The 21802-nt window shown below is 67.5% G+C and carries 20 protein-coding genes; 7 read left to right on the forward strand and 13 right to left on the reverse strand.

What is annotated here, in order from left to right; genetic code table 11:
- Positions 1 to 17: 17 nt before the first annotated feature.
- Both ACAG21_RS00685 and ACAG21_RS00690 read left to right on the forward strand, forming a co-directional pair.
- On the forward strand, positions 18 to 1040 hold the full coding sequence (locus tag ACAG21_RS00685) for a TIGR03617 family F420-dependent LLM class oxidoreductase (protein WP_370494144.1): 1023 nt from the start codon (positions 18 to 20) through the stop codon (positions 1038 to 1040).
- Positions 1037 to 1855, forward strand: coding sequence for an enoyl-CoA hydratase-related protein (locus ACAG21_RS00690; protein WP_370494145.1), 819 nt, complete (start codon positions 1037 to 1039; stop codon positions 1853 to 1855). The genes ACAG21_RS00685 and ACAG21_RS00690 overlap by 4 nt, the downstream gene beginning before the upstream one ends.
- Here the strand turns inward: ACAG21_RS00690 and ACAG21_RS00695 are convergent.
- The 6 genes from ACAG21_RS00695 to ACAG21_RS00720 form a co-directional block, all read right to left on the reverse strand.
- Positions 1809 to 2417, reverse strand: coding sequence for a TetR/AcrR family transcriptional regulator (locus ACAG21_RS00695; RefSeq protein ID WP_370494146.1), 609 nt, complete (start codon positions 2415 to 2417; stop codon positions 1809 to 1811). The two genes, ACAG21_RS00690 and ACAG21_RS00695, sit on opposite strands and share 47 nt — an antisense overlap.
- Entirely contained in the window at positions 2414 to 3346 is a 933-nt protein-coding gene (locus ACAG21_RS00700) for an SDR family NAD(P)-dependent oxidoreductase (RefSeq protein ID WP_370494147.1), read from the reverse strand. Before ACAG21_RS00700 ends, ACAG21_RS00695 begins: the two co-directional genes overlap by 4 nt.
- A complete protein-coding gene (locus ACAG21_RS00705) occupies positions 3343 to 4800 on the reverse strand; it encodes an acyl-CoA reductase (RefSeq protein ID WP_370494148.1) in 1458 nt (485 codons plus the stop codon). Before ACAG21_RS00705 ends, ACAG21_RS00700 begins: the two co-directional genes overlap by 4 nt.
- Positions 4797 to 6227: a hypothetical protein gene (locus ACAG21_RS00710; protein ID WP_370494149.1), complete on the reverse strand. Its 1431-nt coding sequence runs from the start codon at positions 6225 to 6227 to the stop codon at positions 4797 to 4799. The genes ACAG21_RS00705 and ACAG21_RS00710 overlap by 4 nt, the downstream gene beginning before the upstream one ends.
- Before the next feature lie 149 nt (positions 6228 to 6376).
- On the reverse strand, positions 6377 to 7915 hold the full coding sequence (locus ACAG21_RS00715; RefSeq protein WP_370494150.1) for an MFS transporter: 1539 nt from the start codon (positions 7913 to 7915) through the stop codon (positions 6377 to 6379).
- A gap of 51 nt (positions 7916 to 7966) precedes the next feature.
- On the reverse strand, positions 7967 to 8782 hold the full coding sequence (locus ACAG21_RS00720; protein ID WP_370494151.1) for a DUF2867 domain-containing protein: 816 nt from the start codon (positions 8780 to 8782) through the stop codon (positions 7967 to 7969).
- Positions 8783 to 8803: 21 nt separating this feature from the next.
- On the opposite strand from ACAG21_RS00720, the gene ACAG21_RS00725 reads away from it, so the two are divergent.
- On the forward strand, positions 8804 to 9400 hold the full coding sequence (locus ACAG21_RS00725; protein WP_370494152.1) for a TetR/AcrR family transcriptional regulator: 597 nt from the start codon (positions 8804 to 8806) through the stop codon (positions 9398 to 9400).
- Here the strand turns inward: ACAG21_RS00725 and ACAG21_RS00730 are convergent.
- The 3 genes from ACAG21_RS00730 to ACAG21_RS00740 are packed head-to-tail and all read right to left on the reverse strand — an operon-like array spanning position 9374 to position 13169.
- The gene (locus tag ACAG21_RS00730; RefSeq protein WP_370494153.1) at positions 9374 to 11551 is read right to left on the reverse strand and encodes an AAA family ATPase; all 2178 of its coding nucleotides are present in this window, start codon (positions 11549 to 11551) and stop codon (positions 9374 to 9376) included. The two genes, ACAG21_RS00725 and ACAG21_RS00730, sit on opposite strands and share 27 nt — an antisense overlap.
- Entirely contained in the window at positions 11548 to 12441 is an 894-nt protein-coding gene (gene pssA / locus ACAG21_RS00735; RefSeq protein ID WP_370494154.1) for a CDP-diacylglycerol--serine O-phosphatidyltransferase, read from the reverse strand. Before pssA ends, ACAG21_RS00730 begins: the two co-directional genes overlap by 4 nt.
- Positions 12438 to 13169 carry a phosphatidylserine decarboxylase gene (locus tag ACAG21_RS00740; RefSeq protein ID WP_370494155.1) on the reverse strand — a complete coding sequence of 244 codons (732 nt, stop codon included), beginning with the start codon at positions 13167 to 13169 and terminating at the stop codon, positions 12438 to 12440. Before ACAG21_RS00740 ends, pssA begins: the two co-directional genes overlap by 4 nt.
- Before the next feature lie 148 nt (positions 13170 to 13317).
- Here ACAG21_RS00740 and ACAG21_RS00745 point away from each other — a divergent pair, with 148 nt between their 5' ends.
- Positions 13318 to 14460: an MFS transporter gene (locus tag ACAG21_RS00745; protein ID WP_370494156.1), complete on the forward strand. Its 1143-nt coding sequence runs from the start codon at positions 13318 to 13320 to the stop codon at positions 14458 to 14460.
- Here the strand turns inward: ACAG21_RS00745 and glp are convergent.
- On the reverse strand, positions 14457 to 15671 hold the full coding sequence (gene glp, locus ACAG21_RS00750) for a gephyrin-like molybdotransferase Glp (protein WP_370494157.1): 1215 nt from the start codon (positions 15669 to 15671) through the stop codon (positions 14457 to 14459). The two genes, ACAG21_RS00745 and glp, sit on opposite strands and share 4 nt — an antisense overlap.
- A gap of 100 nt (positions 15672 to 15771) precedes the next feature.
- Between glp and ACAG21_RS00755 the strand changes: the two genes are divergently transcribed.
- Positions 15772 to 16251, forward strand: coding sequence for a VOC family protein (locus ACAG21_RS00755; protein WP_370494158.1), 480 nt, complete (start codon positions 15772 to 15774; stop codon positions 16249 to 16251).
- Positions 16242 to 17684 (forward strand): flavin-containing monooxygenase, encoded by a 1443-nt coding sequence (locus tag ACAG21_RS00760; RefSeq protein WP_370494159.1) that lies wholly within the window; start codon positions 16242 to 16244, stop codon positions 17682 to 17684. The genes ACAG21_RS00755 and ACAG21_RS00760 overlap by 10 nt, the downstream gene beginning before the upstream one ends.
- Here ACAG21_RS00760 and ACAG21_RS00765 read toward each other — a convergent pair whose 3' ends face one another.
- From ACAG21_RS00765 to ACAG21_RS00775, 3 genes are all read right to left on the reverse strand, one after another.
- Complete coding sequence (locus ACAG21_RS00765) at positions 17685 to 19439, reverse strand: CocE/NonD family hydrolase (protein ID WP_370494160.1); 1755 nt, start codon at positions 19437 to 19439, stop codon at positions 17685 to 17687.
- Between the two features lie 128 nt (positions 19440 to 19567).
- Positions 19568 to 20059 carry a cupin domain-containing protein gene (locus ACAG21_RS00770; RefSeq protein ID WP_370494161.1) on the reverse strand — a complete coding sequence of 164 codons (492 nt, stop codon included), beginning with the start codon at positions 20057 to 20059 and terminating at the stop codon, positions 19568 to 19570.
- A gap of 105 nt (positions 20060 to 20164) precedes the next feature.
- On the reverse strand, positions 20165 to 21079 hold the full coding sequence (locus ACAG21_RS00775; protein ID WP_370494162.1) for an SDR family NAD(P)-dependent oxidoreductase: 915 nt from the start codon (positions 21077 to 21079) through the stop codon (positions 20165 to 20167).
- A 102-nt stretch (positions 21080 to 21181) separates the two neighbouring features.
- Here ACAG21_RS00775 and ACAG21_RS00780 point away from each other — a divergent pair, with 102 nt between their 5' ends.
- Positions 21182 to 21748, forward strand: a complete 567-nt coding sequence (locus tag ACAG21_RS00780) for a TetR/AcrR family transcriptional regulator (protein ID WP_370494163.1) — start codon at positions 21182 to 21184, stop codon at positions 21746 to 21748.
- The last annotated feature ends 54 nt before the right edge of the window (positions 21749 to 21802 follow it).

Raw genomic sequence — 21802 nt, forward strand, 5'->3', positions numbered from 1 at the left:
CGCGACTGGACGGTTGAGTGAAAGTACATCTGCAAGTCAACGGATCGCCCACCGGTGCGTCGGCGAGTGCGGCCGAGATCGCCGAGACGGGTGCCGACGGCCTGTTCACCTTCGAGGGTCAGCACGATGTGTTTTTTCCGCTGCTCATCGCGGCCAACGAGACCGACCTGGACCTGATGACCAACGTCGCGATCGCCGCGCCGCGCAGTCCGCTGCACATGGCGCACGCCGCCTACGATTTGCAGGTTTACAGCGGCGGCAAGTTCCGGCTCGGGCTGGGCTCGCAGATCAAGGTCCACATCGAAAAGCGCTACGGCAGCACATGGCATCGTCCGGCGGCGCGGATGGCCGAAACCATCGCCGCGATCAAGGCGATCTTCGCGGCGTGGGAAGGCCAGTCCCCGCTGAACTTTCGCGGTGAGTTCTTCACCCACACCCTGATGGCGCCCAACTTCAACCCCGGCCCCAACCCGTTCGGGCCGCCACCGGTGCTGATGGGGGCACTGGGCCCGATCATGACGCGCACCGCCGGCGAAGTCGCCGACGGGCTGCTGGTGATGCCGTTCAACAGCGCCCGCCACTTCGCCGACCGCACCGTCCCCGCGATCAACGAGGGACTGCGCCGTTCGCAGCGCTCCGCCAACGATTTTCAGGTGATCGCTCAGGCCATGGTCGCGGTCGGCAGCAACGAGGGGGACCTGGCGGCCGCAGTCGACGGCGTCGCATCGCTGATCGCCTTCTATGGCTCCACACCGGCCTACCTGCCGGTGCTCGAGGTGGAGGGCTGGGCGGATGTCCAGCCGGAACTCAACGCGCTGTCCAAACAGGGCCGCTTTGCCGAGATGCGCGCCCTGATCACCGACGACATGGTCGCCCGGATCGGAATCGTCGGCACACCGGACCAATGCGCGCAGCAGATCGCCGAGCGGTTCGGCGAGCACGTCGACGAAATATGTTGCTACTTCCCCTACTACACACCGGCCAACGCGGACCTTGCCGGCCTGATCGACGCCCTGCACCGCAGGTCCGCACGGCGATGAGCAGCGACGTGGTGGCCGATGTCGACTCGGGCGTGGCAGTGCTCACGCTGAATCGGCCCGAGCATCTCAACGCATACACCGCCGAGATGGGTGCGCTGCTGAGCGCGGCGTACCGGGACTACGACGAGGACGACGACGTCCGGGCCATTGTGGTCACCGGGGCGGGCCGGGCCTTTTGCGCCGGCGCCGATTTCTCCGACGGCGCAACGCCCTTCGACAGCCCCGAAGACGGTACCGGGTTTTCCGCGTCGCCGATCGACCCGCCGGCGTTCGAATTGCGCACACCGGTGATCGCTGCCGTCAATGGGCATGCCATCGGAATCGGGCTGACCATCGCGCTGCAGGCCGACATCCGCATCCTTGCCGAGGACGCCAAATACGGTGTGGTGCAGGTGCGCCGGGGAGTGATACCCGATTGCATGGCGCACTGGACATTGGCGCACCTGACCAATCTCGGGGTGGCCGCCGAGGTGCTGCTGACCGGGCGCACGTTCGACGGGCCCGAGGCCGTCGCGTACGGCATCGCGAATCGGGCGGTGCCAGCCGCGCAGGTGCTCGACACCGCGCTGGAGATGGCCCGCGCCATCGCGGTCAATGTGGCGCCGATGTCGGCGGCGCTGTGCAAACGGCTGTTGTGGGACACCGCGATTCACGGCTACACGCCAAGGCAGGTCGCCTCGCTGGAAACGCAGTTGCACCACCGCGTGATGGGCAGTCCCGACGCGAGTGAAGGCGTCGCCGCGTTCTTCGACAAGCGGCCGCCGCGGTTCAGCGCGAGCGTGTCGAGCGAGTGGGAGCCGCTGCCGGAGCCGTGAGCAAGTCGGCCAGCGCGACACCGAGGTTGTGCAGGTTGGTCTCGAGCGAGTAGGTGCGATCGTTCGTCCAGTTGACGATGCCGCCCGAGAGCGCACCAACGATGATGTCGGCCAACGTGTCTGCGTCGTGGCGGGTGCTGACCTCGCCGCAGCTGACGCCTTCCTTGATCAGTTCGCCGAAGGTGGCGTGCAGATTGAATCCGCGCTGAATGCCGTAGCCGGAGGTGGCGAGCATCTCGCCGATCAGCTCGCGGTAGGTGTCACCGGATTTGACCAACGTCGTGCCGATGTCGTCGAACACGCCGATCAGCCGCGCCGGGATGGGTTCGTCGGCGCGGTCGAAGACCACGTCGTGCAGATTGACCAGGCGCCGTTCGGCCAGCGCGCGAATCATGTCCTGGCGGGTGGCGAAGTGATTGAAGAAGGTCCGGTTGGCGACGTCGGCGCGTTCGCAGATTTCCTCGATGGTGGTGGCCGCGACGCCCTGCGCCAGAAACAGGTCGAACGCGGCGACGAGGATCTTCTCCCGCATCTCGTTCTTGCGCCGCTCCATCCGGGTCATACGCTGGCACATACCTTTTCGGAGAGCAGCCAGAATTCGGCGGCGCGCTGCGGATCGCTCGCGTACGGGGCGACGTTTTCGCTGATGCCGCAGTCTTCCAGGTACAGCGCACCCCGGTCGGCGAGTTCGGGGCTCACTGCGGCCCACACCTGGGTGGCCGCGCCCTGTTCGGGAGTGGAGAAGTCGAGGCGGCCGTCGCTCGACTCGCCGCGCAGTGCGCTGTTGTCCACCACCAGCTTGCGGAGGTCGGAGAAGTCGTCGCGCGACATGTATCGCGCCAGCGAGGTGGCAACGGTGCCGGGATGCACGGCGTAGGCGCGAATTCCCGAATCGCGCAACCGCCGATCGGCCTCGATCGTGTGCAGGATGTTCGCCGTCTTGGAGGCGCCGTATGCCACGAACTTGTCGTAATCGCGACGCTCCCAGTTGGGATCGTCGAAGTCGACGTCACCCATCACGTGGCCACCGGAGGACAGGATCACCACCCGGGCGCCCTGGGCCGCGGCCAGCTGCGGGACCAGCAATCGGGTCAGCTCGAAGTGCCCGAAATGGTTTGTCCCGATCTGCAATTCGAACCCGTCCCGGGTGCGGCCGAACGGGGTGAACATGACGCCGGCGTTGTTCATCAACACATGCACCGCCGGCGCGATGTCGCTGATCGCAGTGGCCGCCGCGCGAACGCTGGACAGCGCGGTGAGGTCGAGCTCAATCGTCGAGGTCGCCGCGCCCGGTACTTCGTCCCGCACCCACTGGGCGGTGTCGGCCAGGGCGTCGGAGTTGCGCGCGGCCAGGATCACGTGGGCGCCCGCGGTGGCCAGCGCTCGCGCCGACTCCCGGCCCAGCCCCGACGAGGCGCCGGTGATCACACATACCTTGCCGGACAGGTCGTTTCCCTCGACGACCTGCAGCGCGGTGCGACGTTCACTCATCGGCGAGCCAGCTCCCAGAGCGGAACGACCGTGGCGGGGTCGCATTCCTCGTCGACGATCCACTTGCACATCCGCCGGATCGGTTCGATGGCATCCTGGGGCATCGCGATCGCGACACTGCACGCGTAGCCCAGGCTGGTCAACCGTTGGGCACCGAACAGCGGCAGCGTGTTTCGCAATTGTCGTTTGAGCGACTCAGGATAGATGCCGATCGTCTGAGTGTAGGCGTTGACTGCGGAGGTCACCCGGTCGATGCTATCGACCGGCACGATGTTGGCGACGCGTCCCGACAACATCGGCGAATAGTCGACCGGCTCGTCGAATTGGGAGACGACGATGGCTCCCTCGCGGTGCTCGCCACCGATGACGCGATAGAAGTCGTCGGTCATGCGCGAGGCCTCGAGATGATCGAGCAATTCGCGGTTGGGGTAGCGCGGCGCCGTGCTGACGATGTCGGGCAGCGAAACCAGTTCTCGGTAGATCAATTCGCCGAGCCGGTTCGCGTTGGCCAGGCCCTCGATGTCGGTTCCGCTGAGCACGTAGATGACCCGGGCGTTGGCGCACCCTTCCTGATTGGCCACGCCGATGTCGGTCGCGGCGCGCCGGGCCACCTCCCGTAAAGTGTCGTCGTCGACGAAGGCCTCGGGGCCGATGATGGTCGCGCTGCGTTTCGGATCCAGCGCGATGAGCTCCAAACCCGGTTGGATGTACCGGGTTACGTGTTTGACGGACGCCATCCCGCCCCATGCCACGATCTTTTCGATGTGCTGGGGCTGGTAGAGCTCCTCCTCGACGGCCAGATCGCCCCCTTTCCAGTACCCGACTACCAGGTGCCTGGTGATCGGGTGGTCCGGCGCGACATCGGCAAGCGTACGGGCGATCGCGATCGCGGTGAGCGGATCGTTGGACGGAGCCTTGATGATGACGTCGGATCGGGTGATCACCGAGCGCAGGATCGTCACCGCCGACACCAATCCGCCGTTGCCCGCCGGGATGTGCAGCACTCGGGATCCGAACGCGCGCACGCGTAGTTCGCGCCCGTCGCGCAATGTATGCGGGACCCACCCGTTGAGGTAGTCCAGCCCGACCTGGCTGTCGGCGATTTCGGTAACGTTCTCTCGCGAAAACAGCGGCCGCAGCACGAGATAGCTGTTCTTCATCATCTCCGCCGGCAGCACGTTGGCGACCAGCGAGGCCTCGTAGGCCTCCTGCAGATGGGTGTTCGACTCGAAGTCCAGCGCCTCGCCGAGGGCAGCCAGCACATCGAGGATCTCGTCGAAGCTGATTTCGTAGAGGTCGCTCATCTCGCCGGGGCTCTTGAGTGGCAGCCGATCGACGTACTTGCCCATGTCCGGCGCCTGGAACTGCGAGGCGCCGATGCGGGTATCGAATCCGACGAGATCGTCGGTGATGACCTGTCCCCGCAAGAACAGCGGGACGGTGTAGGCGATCACAGGTCGACGCCCTTCATAAAGTTCACCGCCTCGTTATGCACCTCATGTGTTGCGGCGCAAGTGATCCGGTCGTCCTCGACGCCCTGCTTCTCGCTGTAGCGCATGATGTCCTTCTCGAACGCGAGGCTGGCCTGGCCGCAGGGGCACCGCAGGTCCCAGTCGATCGTGACCTCGTCGCCCGAGATGACACCGCCCCAATGCGCGCGCAGCAGGATGTCGTAGACGGCCGCGCGCCCGGTCTGCACGCCGGTACGGGGAAGTGGTTCGCTGGTGTCCGGGTCGAGCACGAACGGAACGACCCAGGGTGCGACGTGGTAGCGGCCCTCGCTGCAGCCCCAGTGAAAGGTGCTGGACTCGGAGAAGCCGTAGCCGACCTGGATGCGGTCGACGCCGAGGAAGTCCTTGATGACGTCCATGAAATCATCAGGCAGCGCAACGCCTTTCATGCCTCCGCCGGTGAGAATCGCGGAGTCGGGGGAGAAGACGTTGCGCACACCGCGGTCCAGGCCGGCCCTGGCGATGTCGTACATCAAGTGGTAGGTGCCGAGCATGAACACCCGCTTGCCGCGCAGCTGCTCGGTGATGCGGGTGAAGAACGCATCCATGTCCTGAGCCTGGCGGGCCTGCATGGCAATGAACTCGTCCTTGCGAGCAGCCAGCGCGGGGTCGATCTCCAATCGGTCGAGTTCGCCGCGCGACGCCGCCGCGCGCATCTTGGAGGCCAGAAACATCAGGTCGGTATCTACCGCGAACGGATAGAGCGCGTGAAACCTGGTTTCGTCACCGCCGGTGAAGCCACGCTTGATCATGTTGGCAATGCGCAGATGACCGAGCTTGCCGTTGGCGAAGTTCGGCCACACCACATCGACCGACGGGTTGAGTTCGGCGTCGGTCGGCTCGTGGCCGAAGGTCTGGAAAAGACAGATCTTCCACAGCGTCATGCCCTCCGCGGCGCCGTGCTTGTCCTTGGGCAGGATCGAGATGGTTCCGGTGGTGCCGCTGGACGTGATCACCTCCAGCGGCGTCTGCGCATCGAGCCGCTCGATCCAGTCGTCGATCCCGGTGCAGCCGGCGGTGTCCACCGCCGACAGGTCGTAGCTGGTGAGCTTGTCCAGCCACTTCGTCATCAGGTCGAAGCGCTTCTTGTCCACCAGCGCGGCCGGATACGACTTGAACGCCGTGTGCGAGAACAGCAGCGGGACAACATCATTGAACTGGTTGAGCTCGGTGATGCCGAGTCGGTCGGCCAGTTTGCGCAGGATCTCGATGCTTTCGTAGTGCTCGGCAAAGCGGATGCCCATGGCCCGGCGCTGCAGCTCTTCGAGCTCGTCGCGGCCGATGCTGTGCATCTGGGTGTAGGACTGGCCGAAGAAGCCGATCGGGTCGTTCATGAATTCGGTCACCGGCCACGCTGCCGTACTCGTCATCGGGCTACCCTAGCTTTAGCCTGCAGTCAGGCGCAATAGTGCAGTTAACTGTAAACAACAAGGCGACGCCCAGCGTGGGGCCTAATTCACGGCGATTTTCGTACCTAGGCCCCACACTCGGGGCGGGCTCGGCTCCAGTGCCGGGGCGTTCATGCCACGGCGGCGGCTTCGGCCTCGGCGAGAGCGGAATCGGCGCCGTGGCGTGGATTGACGACGCAGACGGTGGCGATCAGGGCGGCGATGAAGAACAGGGCCGCGGCGATCTGCAGCAACCGGGTGAAACTGGCATCGGTGAGCGTTCCCGCGGCGATCAACCCCACGCTCGCCACGGAGGTCAGCGCGGACGTGCGGCCCACCGCGTTTTGGATGGCCGCCGCGATGCCGCTGCGGGCCGCGTCAACCGAAGACAGGTTCAACGCGCCCAACGGTGTTGTGGTCAATAGCAGTCCGATGGCCAGCACCGTCGTGCCGGGCAGCAGATGGGTGACGATGTTGAATCCGGCACCGGGCCGGATCAGCAGCAGCCCCAGTCCGGCCAGGATCGGGCCCGCCGTCAGGAACACGTGGGGTCCGATGCGCGCGGCCAAACCGCCGACGCGCTTGGCGAACAGGAACGACAGGATCGGGTTGGGCAGGGTGGCCAAGGCGGCGACCGTCGCACAGTAGCCCGCGACCTCCTGGGTGTAGAGCGCGACGGCGAGGGAAGCCATCGCGATGGCGCCGTAGACGAACGCGGTGACCAGGTTGGCGGCGGCGAAGTTGCGGACCGTGAACAGGCGCAGCGGTATGAGTGGGTGCGGGGCGCGCCGTTGCCAGCTCACGAACGCCAGCAGTGCCGCGATTCCGACGATCAGCGTGGCGATGATGCGGCCGGACCAGCCGTGCTGACCGGCCTCGATCAGTGCGTCGACGGTGGCGGCCAGCCCAATCGCGGCCAGCACCGCCCCGCGGACATCCAGGCTGGCGCGGTGGGTCGGTCGGGGCACCGGGCACAGCCAGAACGTCAACGCGAAACCGATGACGATCGGGACGGCCGACAGCGCATAGATCCATCGCCAGCTCAGCAGGTCCACCGCCAGACCGCCCAGCAGCGGGCCGATCGCGAACGCGGTGCCCGTCCAGCCCGTCCAGGCTCCGATGGCTCGGTGGCGGTCCGTGGGGGCGAACGTGGAGTTGATCATCGCCAGCGACCCAGGCACCAAAAACGCCGCCCCTAAGCCTTGAATGACCCGGCCTGCGATCAGCATCACCGGCGAGGTCGCGCTGGCCGCCAGCACGGAGCCGGTCCCGAAGGTGGCCAGCCCGAAACGCATGACCGGCACTCGACCGAACAGATCGGAGATCGAACCACCGGGCAGGATCGCGGCCGCCAGGGCCAGCAGGTAACCGTCGACGACCCACTGCTGCAAGCACAGGCCGCCACCGAGTTCGCGCTCGGTGGCCGGCAGGGCCAGGTTCACCACGGTGCTGTCGAGGAAGGCCACCATCGACACCATGACCGCCACCACCATGACCCGGGTGGTGGGCGCCGTCTCACGCAATTTCGCCAGCCATCGTGTCCGGGGTGCCGTTTGCATGGCCACGCGGGACGGTTGGGTCACGAGCATGACGGCCTCGCGGGGCGGTTGCTCATCCGAGTCCTCCTCGAGGCGCGCCGGAACGTGTTGGGCCGACGGCCTCTTCAGCATGATGTATGCGAAGTGGTTACGGACCAGCGCCGCGAAACGTTCAGGCTGAACTCATATGACCGCCGCTCGGCGTGGATCGGGCTCGGCTGCACGCTGCATGAGCCGCGGCGCGACGACGCGATGTAGCGGGGCGATCACCGCCCAGACCATGCGGGCGGACAGTCTGCGGCGATAGTGCACCCGCGTGGTGAGCGTGGCCCGCCGACCGTCCCGGCGCCGCAGCGTCAGCTCCCCGCGCATCAGCGGCCCGCCCGCGGTCAGCACGAGCTCGTCGGGATCCGATTGCACGATCTGCCAGCCGATCAAGTGATCGGTCGAGGAATGCAGCTGAAATCGCAAGACATGGCGGTGGATCCACGACACCGCGCCGCCACCGCGTTCGTCTCGGAGCGCGTCACGGAACATCTGTTCGGCGGTGCGCGTGTCGCCGGGCGACATCGGGACTTCGAAGACGTCGGTGTAGTCGGATGCGGTCTGGCCGCTCTCGGTCTGATCGCGCAGTGCCGCGGCCGCAATGCGTTTCAGCGTCCCGCGCGTCACCACCTGGTGGGCGCCGGTGCCGATCACCAGGGCGCGATAGATCCTGCCGTGCACACCCGGGAAGGCTGCCCACGTGGTCGCGCGCAATCGGGTACGGCCCGCGGCGTCGGCCTCCAGTTCGAACACCCACCGGTAGACCGCGAACAGGTGGCGGCCCGCGAGTGCGAAGCGCTCGGGCTCGCGTGCTTCGTCGAGCACGAATCCGATTGGCACGCCCGACGGGTCGTGCGGGTCGCGACACATCACCCGCAGCAGCGCCGACCACGCTTCGGCCCGATTCGCGTCGATGGTTATGGCATGCTCATCGATATAGGGTAATCGTTCCATATAGAAGGAATGTACTAGATCATGGCACCTCCGCGGAAGCATGAAACCGATGTGATCCTGGACGCGGCCCGAACACTGGTTCTTGACGGCGGACCGCGCGCGGCCAGTGTCGCGGCGATCGCGAAGTCCAGCGGTGCGCCGGCCGGCACGTTGTATCACCGCTTCGGCAACCGCGACGGCATCCTGACGGCGGTGTGGCTGCGCGCGCTGGAACGCTTCCAGTCGCGGGCGATGTCCGCAGCCGCCGATACCCCGACCGAAGTCGCGGTGGCGATGGCGGTGTCCGCGATCAGCTTCGCGCGCGAACTCCCGCAGGACGCGCGACTGTTGCTGACCATCCGTCCGGCCGACCTGCTCGACGCCGAGCCTGACGCGCAATTCCAGCAGACGCTGGCCGCGATGAATGCGCCGCTGATCGAGCGGGTCGGCGCGTTGGCCCGAAAGCTGTATGGGCGCAAGGACTCCCGGTCAGTTGACGCTGTCTCGCGCGCGATCGTCGACCTGCCCTATGCCGTCGTCCGACGGCACGCGCGCGACGATCCGATGCCATCCTGGCTGGAGGCCGATGTCGCGGTGTCGGTGCGTGCGGTGCTAGAAAGCTTTGGCGAACGCGCGTAGCGACGCCACCTGGACGGGATCCAGGGAGGGCCGCACGGTTTTGCGGGCCGCCTCGAGGTCGGCGGCGGTGACGTCGGCGGCGTCGATGGAGCGCCGCATCGCGGTGAGCGCGGCCTCGCGCAGCAGGGCCACGCAGTCGGCCGCGCTGTACCCGTCGAGTTCGGCGGCGATGTCGTCGAGATTGACATCCGCGCTCAGCGGGATGGATTTGGCTGCGGTGCGCAGGATTTCGCGGCGGGCCGCCGCGTCGGGCGGCTCGACGAAAACCAGCCGCTCCAGGCGGCCCGGGCGCAGCAGCGCGGGATCGATCAGATCGGGCCGGTTGGTCGCGCCCAGCACCACGACGTCACGCAGCGGGTCGATGCCGTCGAGCTCGGTCAGCAACGCGGCCACCACGCGATCGGTGACGCCCGAGTCGAAGCTCTGCCCACGCCGGGGCGCCAGCGCGTCCACCTCGTCGAGGAAGACCAGCGACGGCGCCGAATCCCTTGCCCGACGGAATAATTCGCGAACCGCCTTCTCCGAGGCGCCCACCCACTTGTCCATCAGCTCGGAGCCTTTGACCGCATGCACGCTCAGCTGCCCGGTGCTGGCCAGTGCCCGGACCACGAACGTCTTGCCGCAGCCCGGTGGCCCGTAGAGCAGCACGCCGCGTGGCGGATCGACGCCGAGCCGCGCGAAGGTGTCGGGATGCTGCAGCGGCCACAGCACCGCTTCGGTCAGCGCCTGTTTGGCTTCGACCATGTCGCCGACGTCGTCGAGCGTCACGTTTCCGACGGTCAGTTCCTCGCTGGCCGAACGAGACAGTGGCCGGATGACCGACAGCGCGCCGACCAGATCGTCCTGATGCAGCGTCGGCGGCCGGCCTTCGGCGCTGGCCCGCGACGCCGCCCGCAGCGCTGCCTCCCGGACCAGTGCGGCCAGGTCGGCGGCAACGAAACCCGGTGTACGGCCTGCGATTTCATCCAGATCCAGCTCGCCGGTCGGGACGGATTTCAGCAGTGTCTCCAGCAGCGCCTTGCGGGTCGCGCCGTCCGGCAGCGTCAGGCCGAGCTCCCGGTCGCACAGCTCAGGGGAGCGCAACCGCGGATCGAGCTGATCGGGCAGCGCGGACGTGGCGATCAGGGCCACGCCATCGGTGGCCACCGCGGTACGCAGCTCGGCGAGGATCAGGGCGGCCACCGGCTCGGCGGTCGCCGGCAGCAGCGCGTCGGCGTCGGTGATCAGCAGCACGCCGCCGCCGTCACGAATCCCGGTCACCGCGGCGGCCACCGTCTTGAGTCGGTCTTCGGCCGCCAGCGCGCCGACCTCGGGACCGTCGAGTTGGATCAGCCGGCGGCCGGCACACACCGCGCGCACCATCGTCGTCTTACCGACTCCGGCCGGGCCCGACACCAGCACACCCAAATTCGTGGTGGCGCCAAGGGTTTTCAGCAGGTGGGGTTCGTCGAGCGCCAGCTTGAGCCATTCGCTGAGCTTGCCGGCCTGCACTTGGGAACCCTTGAGATCGTCGACTCCGATGGCGGGATCCGCAACGGCGACCGGTTGCGGCCGGGCCGCGGCGGCACCGACAGGAATCCCGTCGCCCCAGGAGACCGACGAGTTCGGTTGCACACTCACCGGCCCGTCGGGGTCCACGCCGGTGACGGTGAGCAGCTCCGAGGTCCAGCTGATCCCGACTGAGGACGCCAGCGCCCGGCTGGCTGCCGACGTCGAGGTGCCGGGCCCGAGGTCGCGGGGCAGCAGCGACACCGCGTCGCCCACGGTCATCACCTTGCCGAGCAGGGCCTGTCGCAGGGTGGCCGAGGTAATCGATCGGGTGGCAAGCGAAGAGCCGCTCAGCGTCACCGATCGCGCGCCGTACACCGTGACCGCGCTCACGATCACCGCGGTGCCCTCGCGCAAGCCCGCGTTGGACAGCGTCACGTCGTCGAGCAGCACCGTGCTCACCGGGATCGTCGTTTCGGCGAGGCCTGCCACCGCCGCGGTGGTTCGCGATCCCGTCAGCGACACCGCATCCCACTCCCGAATGCCAAGGGCGGCAACGGCGCTCGGGTGCATCCGGATGACGCCGCGGCGCGAGTCGACGGCCGAGGTGTTCAGCCGGGCGGTCAGCGTCAGGTGTCCGGACCCCGCGCCGGGATCCGTCATGGCAAACGTCCACCCGGCTTACGCAGCCCCAGCCGCGCCATCGATCGTCCGCCGGGTCGCCCCAGCCGGACAATCGGGCGCCGGTGGGGCTGGGCGCGGCGGTTGGCCCGCCGCACGGCGCGCCGTTGCTCGGGCTTTTCGCCCCACACCTCGGGGTGTGCGGCCAGCCAGCGCTGGTTACGCACCGCGAAGGGGACGTGGCACAAGTAAGCGACGATGATGACCCAGATCAGGACGTAAGGAGCCAGCACCGCGGCCGCTGCACAGATCGCCAGGATGGCCAGCAGCGGCGCCGCCCAGTTCGGTGGCACCGCCGCGGCGTGCATCTTGCGCATCGGGATCTTGCTGATCATCAACATCGACGTGCCGGTGATCCAGAGGCAGAGGAACACCGTCGACGACCACCAGCCATCGCCGAACTGCAGCTTGAGCCCGATCAGGCCGATCATCGAGATCGCGCCGGCCGGCGCGGGCATTCCGACGAAGAACTCGTTGGCGTAGGCGGGCTTGGATCCGTCGTCCTGCAGCGCGTTGAACCGCGCCAGCCGCAGTACGACGCAGACCGCGTACAGCAGCACCACGACCCAGCCGGCCGGCGACGTCGACAACAGCGTCACGTACAGCACGATCGCCGGAGTCACCCCGAAGTTCACCGCGTCGGCCAGCGAGTCGATCTCCTCACCCATGCGCGACTGCGCGTCCAGGATGCGGGCCACCCGGCCGTCGAGCCCGTCGAGAATGGCCGCTGCGGCGATCAGCGCCATCGCCGCCTTGGGCTGATGTTCGAGCGCGAACTTGATCGACGTCAGGCCCGCGCAGATCGACAGCACTGTCATCGCACTGGGCAGGATCTGCAGGTTGACCGCCCGGCCCCGAATCTTGTTGCTCATCGCAGGTCGGCCAATACCGTCTCGCCGGCGACCGCGCGCTGGCCGACCGCGACGATCGGCTCGCTGCCCGGCGGCAAGTAGGTGTCCAGCCGCGAGCCGAATCGGATCAGGCCGTAGGTCTCACCGATCGACAGCTTGTCCCCGACGTGCGCGTCGCAGACGATGCGGCGCGCGACCAGCCCGGCGATCTGCACCGCTACCACCTCGGCGCCACTGTCGGTCCGGATCCGGACGCTGGTGCGCTCGTTCTCGTCGCTCGCCGACGGCAGGTCGGCCGACCCGAAACGGCCGGGGCGGTGTTGCACGGCGATCACCTCGCCGCCGACCGGGGCGCGTTGCACGTGGGCGTCCAGGATCGACAGGAAAATGCTGATCCGCGGCAGCGGCGCGTCGCCCATGCTCAGTTCCGCGGGTGGGGCCGCGGAATCCACCAGACAGACGACGCCGTCGGCGGGAGCGACCACGACACCCTGCCGCGTCGGCGGCACCCTGGGCGGGTGCCGGAAGAACGCCGCGCAGGCTCCCGCGGCCAGCAGACCGACCCGGCGCGGCCACCGGTGGTGGCGTCCGAGGAGCGCGAGGGCCAGGCCGGCGGAGATGAACGGCAGCCCCGCGGGATGCACCGGCGGCACGGTTTCTCCCACCAGCTGCAGCATGTGCCGTGGGCTGACGGTCGGGCCCTGGTAGGACAGGCCTTCGTCGGCGGAATGGCGGGGGCGTCGTGCCACGCGCGTCATCTTACGGAGCCCGGGTGGCGTTCTGCTTCGTGCGGGCCAGCAATGGAAGCATTGGTCTTTCACGCGCATAGGGGGTGTACGGATCTCGACTCGATCGCAGACTCGCGACCGCGCGGCGACGCGGCTGCGCCGCGCAAAAATGACCGTCACCGTCATCTTCACGGCTCACGCGGTGCTGGCCTCGGCCTGGGTCGCGTATATCCCGCAAGTCAAAGCACAGCTCGGGTTGTCCAATGCGGCGCTGGGCACCGCGCTCTTCGGGGTGCCGCTGGGCTCGGTTGCCGCGATGATCTTTTGCCATTGGGCGCTGCCCCGGTGGGGCAGCCACCGGTTGGTGCCCGCCCCTCTCGTCGGCTACGCCCTGGCAGGGCCGGCCATCGGGCTGGCCTCCTCCGAGCTGTCGCTGTTTCTGGCGCTCGCGGTGTGGGGGGTCTTTCAGGGTGCGCTGGACGTCGCGATGAACACCCAGGCCGGCACCGTCGAGCGGCTCGCCCGAGCGCCGATCATGGCCCGCTTCCACGGCATGTGGAGCGCCGGCGGATTGCTCGGAGCCAGCACTGGCGCGGCGTGCGTGGGCGCCGGAGTCGGCCTTACCCCGTTGCTGGTGGCGGTGGGGGTCGCCGTGCTGGGTGTCGCGGTACCGTTCCTGCGTTACCTGGTACCGGATCAGGCGACGACCGAACGTTCGGATACGCGTTGCGCCAAGCGCTTTGGGTTGACGGCCGCCGTGGCGGTACTGGCGTTGGTGTCGTTCGCGTCATTCCTGTCCGAGGGTGCCGCGGCCGACTGGTCGGCCACCTACTCGCGCAACGTCGTGGGGGCCGGCCCGGGCGCGGCCGCGCTGAGCTACGCCGCGTACACGTTGCTGATGGTCGTCACCCGGCTGGGCGCCACCCGCCTGCAGGTGCGGCTTTCCGCGCGCCGGCTGTTGCCGGCACTGGCCGTATTCGCGGCGATCGCGATGTGTGTGACGCTGGCGCTGGGCAACCCCATCGTCACGGTGATCGGGTTCGCCTGTCTGGGCGCCGGCGTGGCGCTGTTGGTGCCCACGGCGTTCAGCTCCGCCTACTCGGCGGGCACCGCGGGTTCGGCCATCACGATGGTGGCCGCCAGCGGCTGGCTGGGTTACCTGCTCGGGCCGCCGTTGATCGGCCATCTCGCCGACTGGATCGGGTTGTCAGCGGCATTGGTGACCATTCCGGTGATGGTCTGCGTGGCCGCAATCGCGATCCGCTGCACCTCCGCGTTCGACGCCGCCGACGAGTTCCACCGCCAGGTTTAGCTCAGATCCCAGACCTGCAGCTCGGTTCCGGCGGCCACTTCCACGACATCCTCGGGGATGTCCAGCAGGCCGTTCGCGGAAGCCAGCCATCGCAGGTGGTGCGAGGCCGGCGGGCCGTAGCTGAGCACGCTGCCGTTGTCGGTGTCGAGGATCGCGCGGCGGAATTGGCGCTTACCTTTCGGCGAGGTCAGCGACTCGGCAAGCACCGCGGGCCGGTGCGGCCGGTGCGGATCCGGCAGGCCCATCGCCGTGCGCAGCGCGGGACGGATGAACACCTCGAAGGACACCAGCGCGCTGACCGGGTTGCCGGGCAGGGTGACGATCGTGGTGCCGGCCACCCGCCCGATGCCCTGCGGCATCCCGGGTTGCATCGCCACCTTGACGAACTCGACGCCCTGGTCTCCGTCACGGCCGAACGCGTCCTTGACGACCTCGTAGGCGCCGGCGCTGACTCCGCCGCTGGTGATGATCAGGTCGACTTCGTTTTCAGGGGCCGCGTGCCGATCCAGAATCGAGCTGAACTGCGCGACATCGTCTTCGGCCGTCGCGACGGCGATCACGTCGGCGCCGGCCTCACGCACGGCCCCGGCCAGCATGATCGAGTTGGACTCGTAGATCTGTCCGGGCTGCAGCGGGGTGCCCGGCGTCACCAGCTCCGTCCCGGTCGAGATCACCAGCACGCGCTGTCGCGGGATCACCGGCAGCCCCGGCAATCCCAGCGCCGCGGCCAGGCCCAGCACCGCCGGCGTGACGACCTGACCCTTGCGCAGCACGGTGGTGCCCGGCGCCACGTCTTCGCCCGCCCGTCGAATGTGCTTGCCCGGCTCCGCCCGTGCGCGGATCGCCACCGAGTCCACGCCGCCGTCGGTGTTCTCCACCGGCACAACGCCCGTCGCCCCGGCCGGCATCGGTGCGCCGGTCATGATGCGATGCGCGGTTCCGGGTCGCAGCGTCAACTGATCGGTGCGCCCGGCAGGAATGTCCTCGGCGACCGGCAAGACCACCGGCCGTTCGGGTGTGGCGCCCTCGGTCTCTTCGGCGCGCACCGCGTATCCGTCCATCGCGGAGTTGTCGAAAACCGGCAGTGCCAACTCGGCAACCACGTCGTCCGCCAGCGCCAGGCCCTGGGCCTGCGTCAGTGGCACCGTCACGGCGGGGCGGGCGCCGATCATGGCAGCTACGACGCGCTGATGTTCCTCGACTGACCGCACCCGGCCATTATCGGCCCCTCGAATTCCGGAGCCGACGCCGGTGGCGGCGTCGCAAAACTCATCCTCTGCGATGCGTGCTGTCCGACGTAGAGTCGAGAACGTGATTACCGGGTTGGCCCACACCGGCGTGTGCGTACCGGATTGTGAGGCCGCAGTGGCCTTTTACCGCGACGTGTTGGGCCTGCGTGTGCTGTCGCCGCCGTATGTGATGGGCGGTAACGCCATTCGCAACGACATGGGTGAGCTGGTGGCCGATCCCACGATGAAAGCCGCCATCGTCGGCTTCGGCGACGGCAGCGATCGCGTCCTGGAGGTGATCGAATACCTCAACGTCGACGGCGGCGATCAGCGGGCTGCCGCGGCCCTCACCGATCACGGGCTCTCGCATGTCGGGCTGATCTGCGCGGATCTCGACGCCACTCGCGCCGAACTCGAGGGCAGGGGAGTCCGGTTCCTGGTGAGCGGAATTGCCGACGTCGCGCGCGTGCGCACTAGCTGGTTCGTCGATCCGTGGGGCGTGGTGTTCATCCTGGTGGAGAAGAGCCGACCCGAGCGACCCTACTTCGCGCAATGGGACTGAAGCCGCGCGTCGGGGTCATCGGCGCGGGCGCCGGTGGCATCGCGATGGGAATCCAGCTCGCCGACGGCGGCTACGACTTCACCATCTTCGACCGCGCCGACGGATTCGGGGGTACCTGGCGGCACAACACTTTTCCGGGGGCGGCCTGCGATGTGCCGTCGCATCTGTACTCGTACTCGTTCGCGCCGAACCCACGCTGGAGCAAGACCTACGCGAACCAGCCCGAGATCCTGGCCTACCTGAAACGGGTGGCCGCCGAGCACGGGCTGGGCCCGCACCTGCGGCCCCACACCTCGATCACCACCGTGCGCTGGTCGCACAACCGCCGGCGGTGGACGCTCGTCACCGGCGACGGCGACGCGCACGAGTTCGACGCCGTGGTCAGCGCGGTCGGAATGCTCGACGTGCCCCACGTTCCCGATATCCCTGGCGCGCAACGGTTTCGGGGCAGGCAATTTCACTCTGCGCGGTGGGATCACGGAAAGTCGACGGCAGGTGAGCGGGTCGCGTCCATCGGCACGGGCGCCAGCGCGATCCAGTACGTTCCGGCAATCGCCCCGAAAACCGCACACCTCATCGTGTTTCAGCGAACCCCGATCTGGATCTCGCCCCGATTCGATTTTCCGTTCACGCCGCAACAGCACGCCGAGTTCGAACGCGATCCGGCGGCCATGCAGAAGCTGCGCGACGAGGCATTCGACGCCTACGAGTCGTCCAGCTTCGACGTCGACGCGAATCAGACGCGCGAGGCCACCGAGCTCGCGCGCAGTTACCTGATGCGCAAGGTCGCCGATCCCGAGCTGCGCGCCAAGCTGACGCCGGACTACCCGGTGGGCTGCAAGCGACCGCTGATGTCGCGCGAGTGGTACCCGACGTTCGGATTGCCGAACGTCAGCCTGGAAACCAGCGCGATCACCGAGATCACCGAACGCGGAGTGCGCACCGCCGACGGCGTCGAGCACCGCGTCGACACCATCATCTACGGCACCGGCTTCAAAGCCGCCGACTACCTCGCCAGCATCGACGTGTACGGAAGCGGCGGCCGTGCGCTGCGCGACGACTGGAGTGACGGCGCGCAAGCCTATCTCGGTACGTTGATCGCCGGATACCCGAACTTCTTTATGCTGTACGGCCCCAACACGAACGGCGTCAACTCGATCATCTACATCCACGAGGCGCAGACGACCTTCATCCGTCAGATGCTCGACGTGATGGGTGATCGCGGGGCGCGCACCATCGAGGTCACTCAGGATGCGCAGCGCCGCTACAACGACGAGATCCAGTCGGCGATGGAGGGCAAGGTCTGGCTGGCCTGTACCAACTACTTTCGCCATCCCAGCGGCAAGGTGGTCACCCAGCTGCCCTACAGCGGGCGGACCTTCTTCGAGCGCACCCGCACGCTGGTGGACGAGGACTACGAGCTGCGCGCGTAACTAGCCGAGCACCGGCAACAGCAGCCGCGATGACGATCGAACGGTGTTGACCGTGCTGGTGCCGACGGGCGCATGCCGGAAGTCCATGATGGCCGGAACGTCGGGATTTTGGTCGTCGCTGGTGAGTGTCAACTGGATACGGTGCCCGCGGCGAAATCGTCGGGCGTTGGGCCGCAAGGGGATTCGGTACACGACGTCCTCGCCGATCGGTACTCCGACTGCGGTCCGGCACGGCAGTACCGGCGCGCCGGGACGGCTGGCGTCTTCGTCGACCTCACGCAGGCTGGCCCGGAGCCAACCACTGGTGAGATGCTCGACAGTCGAGCCGTCTTCGGCAATGTCGGACACGGTCACGATCCATCCGGTGTCCAACGCGGTTGCCGAGGCAACCAGTCGCAGTTCGATGTCGCCCGCCACGTCCACGTCTTCGTCCAGCGGCGCGGTGGTCCAGGTCAGCAGTGACGGCGGATCGATCTCGCTGGGCTTGGCGCGGTTGAGTCCTGTTCCCAGGGACCAATATTCGCGGCTGCCCGGCTCGCCTTCGTCGACGGCAAGGCCTGCGTCGGCGCGCAGGGCGAACTCGACATGTGAGCTGTCGAGCGGAGGCCATGATTCCTGCGCCTTCCACTCTTCGGCCACGGGCAGGAAGTAGCGGAACGCGGGACCCTCGAGAATTCCGGTGTCCTGTCCCTTGAGCCAATGGTCGTACCACGCGAGCGCTTCGATGTGCATGCTCTCCCACGGCCAGGTAAGGCCGTATTTTCCGAGCATCGCGACCCGGACACACGGGCTCTTGGTCAGGTTGCGCAGCGTGGAAAAGGTGGACGGCAGGTGCAGCGGCACGTTCTCCCAATCGCATCCCAAATAAACTGGTATATCGATGTTTTCGAGCAGCTCAGTCAGGTCGCGCTCGTCCCACCATTCGTCGCGTATCGGATGCCTGACGACGGCGTTCTGCCACAGCTCGTCCCATGGCCGCGGCGGATGGGGCAGTTCCATCAGCAGGTTGAGCATGTCGTTGGCCGATTCGCCGTTCATCGTGGCGAACTTCTCGTGTATCGGCGCCAGATTCAGCAGGCGGCGGCCGATGGCGAAAGGTGTACTGCGGTAGAACCGGTCACTCTTAGGCGCCGTCAGCCCGAGCATCGACAAAAACGAGCTGAGAAATTTCGTACTGGGCAGACCGTGGTGCGTCGCGCCGTCGTAGAGATCGCTGGTCACGGCGAACGGAAAGATGGCCTTGAGGTGTGGCGGTCGCTCGACGGCTGCCTCGAGTTGGGTCATGGCGAAGTAGCTGATGCCCAGCATGCCGAGATTGCCGTCACACCATGGTTGTTCGGCAACCCACTCGATCACGTCGTACATGTCGCGGCGCTCTTGGCTGTCGAAGAAAGCGAAAGTCCCGCCGGAGCCGCCGGTTCCGCGCAGGTTGACGATCACGTGGGCGTAGCCGCGCGGCACCCAGAAGTCAGTGGCGCCCGCCTCGATGAAGCCGGCCGGGGCGCCGAGGTCTTGTAGCTGCCGGGCGTAGGGGGATGCGGCCACCAGTGCCGGAAACGGCCCGTTGGCGTCCGGCCGGTAGATGTCGGCCATCAGCTCGATGCCGTCGCGCATCGGGATCGTGACGTTGAGGTGTCGACGCGTGCCGTACTTCGGTTCGCTCAGATTGCGGAACTCGCGCCCCGACGTCTGCGGTCCGTTCAGCCGGCGCTGGCCCGGTTCGATGCCGGCGACGCGCTTCGAGGTGGTGCCCATGGCCTGCTCTCCTGTTTTCACGGATCGTTGAAACTATCCTCACGCTACGTTGAAACTAGTCTCAACGCAACAGGAATTTCACGCCATGGTGAAACTTGACGTGAAGAAGGCGCTAACGGCGAGCGACGTCAGACCCAGAAGTTGTCGTGCCGGACGAACCACTCGCTGCGCTCGTCGTCGGTCATGTCGGCCAGCGTGCCAAAGCCTTCGAAGTACGTCTCGCGCGGCGCGCCCGGGGCGAACAGCATCAGGATCGACGCGGGTTCGTCGGCCTCGTTGCGGAAGCCGTGGATCCCGCCCGGCGGGACATAGAGGAAATCGTGTGCGCGGCCGTCGACCCATTCGGTGCCGTCGTAGAGCTTGATCGTCCCGGACAGCACGAAGAACGCCTCGGACATGGCCCGGTGATAGTGCGCCGGGGGCCCGCCGCCGGCCGCCGCGATATCGACCCGGTACAGGCCGTAGTCGCCGTCGGTGGCCTGCTGGTTGGCCAGGTAGTGGTAGTTGACCCCGGCGGTCTGGTAATCCGGTGGCGCGTCACCCCGTTTCAGCCAGGCGCTGACTTCCGGCTGGCCGGCGGTGTAGCGGGGCGGTGGATACGGCGGCACGACGAGGGACATGGAATCCAGCCTGCCAGCTAGCAGAGCGGGCGCTGTCCGACAAGATCCGCGACCTGGCCGCCCGCGTGGTTTCGGCGGCTGCTACGAGCAGTTGCTCGACTTGGCCTAGTCGATGCGAAAGACGACGCCGGTGAGCTCCTCGGAGACCGTCCACAACCGGCGCTGCAACTCGGTGTCGTGCGACTTGGTGCTCGAGGCAACGACTTTGGGGTAGCCGCGGGTTTCGGCGAAGCCGTCGGGGCCGTAGTACTGGCCGCCGAGGACGCCCGGGTCGGTGGCGGCGCGCAGCGTCGGGAGCGCGCCCATGGCGGCGTCCTGAGCGATCACCGAGAAGAACAGGTTGACGAGCGGCCGGAACGACGCGGGCGTGTAGCGGCCCAGCTCGGTGTTCGACCCGCCGGGGTGGGCGGCGGCGGCGATCGTCGTCCCGTGCGGGGCAAGCCGTCGCTGCAGTTCGTAGGTGAACAACAGGTTGGCGAGCTTGGCCTGCCCGTAGGCCGCCACCCGGTTGTAGCGGCGTTCCCACTGCAGGTCGTCGAAGTGGATGTCGGCCAGAATGCGGTGACCGACGCTGCTGACCGTCACAATCCGCGAGCCGGCGACCGGCAGCAGCCGTTCCAGCAATAGGCCGGTGAGCGCGAAGTGGCCCAGGTGGTTGGTGCCGAACTGCATCTCGAAGCCGTCTTTGGTGGTTTCCTTCGGCGTGTACATCACGCCCGCGTTGTTGATCAGCAGGTCGATACGGTCGTAGTCGGACTTGAGCTGTCCGGCGGCCGCGCGGACGGAGTCCAGCGAGGTCAGGTCGAGCTCCTGCAGCTCGACGTCGGCGTGCGGACTCCGTGCGGTGATCCGTGCGGCGGCGTCCTTGCCCTTGTCGAGATTGCGCACCGCGAGCACTACGTGGGCGCCCCGCTCGGCGAGCGCGGCGGCGGTTTCGTAGCCCAGGCCGGTGTTGGCTCCGGTGATGACGGCGACGCGGCCCTTCTGGTCGGGAATGTCCGCTGCTGTCCACTTGGCCATGGCAAACTCCTTTGCGAGTAAAGTAAGCGGGGCGAGCGCTCCGGTTTATTTGTACTATACGGAACGTGCGCCCCGCTTTGTCAACCGATGGGTGGTGAATAGATGGCACAGCCCGAACGTCGGTTGCGTGCCGACGCGGCGCGCAACCGGGCGCGCGTGCTGGAAGTCGCCTATGACACCTTCGCGGCCGAGGGCCTGTCGGTACCCATCGACGAGATCGCCCGTCGGGCCGGCGTCGGGGCCGGCACCGTCTACCGGCACTTCCCGACCAAGGAAGCGCTGTTCCAGGCGGTCATTGAGGACCGCATGCAGCACCTCGTCGACGAGGGGCACGCCCTGCTGGAATCCGCCGGACCGGGTGAGGCGCTGTTCGTCTACCTGCGCTCGCTGGTGCTGCGGTGGGGTGCGGCGGATCGCGGCCTGGTCGACGCCCTGGCCGGTTTCGGCATCGACATCGCTACCGCGGCACCCGATGCCGAGGACGCCTTCCTGGCGATGCTCGACGAGCTGCTGCGCGCCGCGCAGCGGGCGGGCACGGCGCGGGCGGACATCGGCGTGCGCGAAGTGAAGACGATCCTGGTCGGATGTCAGGCCATGGAGGCCTACAACGCGGAGCTGGCCGAGCGGGTTACCGACGTCGTCGTCGACGGTTTACGCGCTGAGCGATAGCGCCGGACAACCGCTGCCCCGTTCTTGCACTCGGCATAGGCGAGTGCTAAGAAT

It is taken from the genome of Mycobacterium sp. pR1184 (genome assembly GCF_041287235.1).
Taxonomy (GTDB): domain Bacteria; phylum Actinomycetota; class Actinomycetes; order Mycobacteriales; family Mycobacteriaceae; genus Mycobacterium.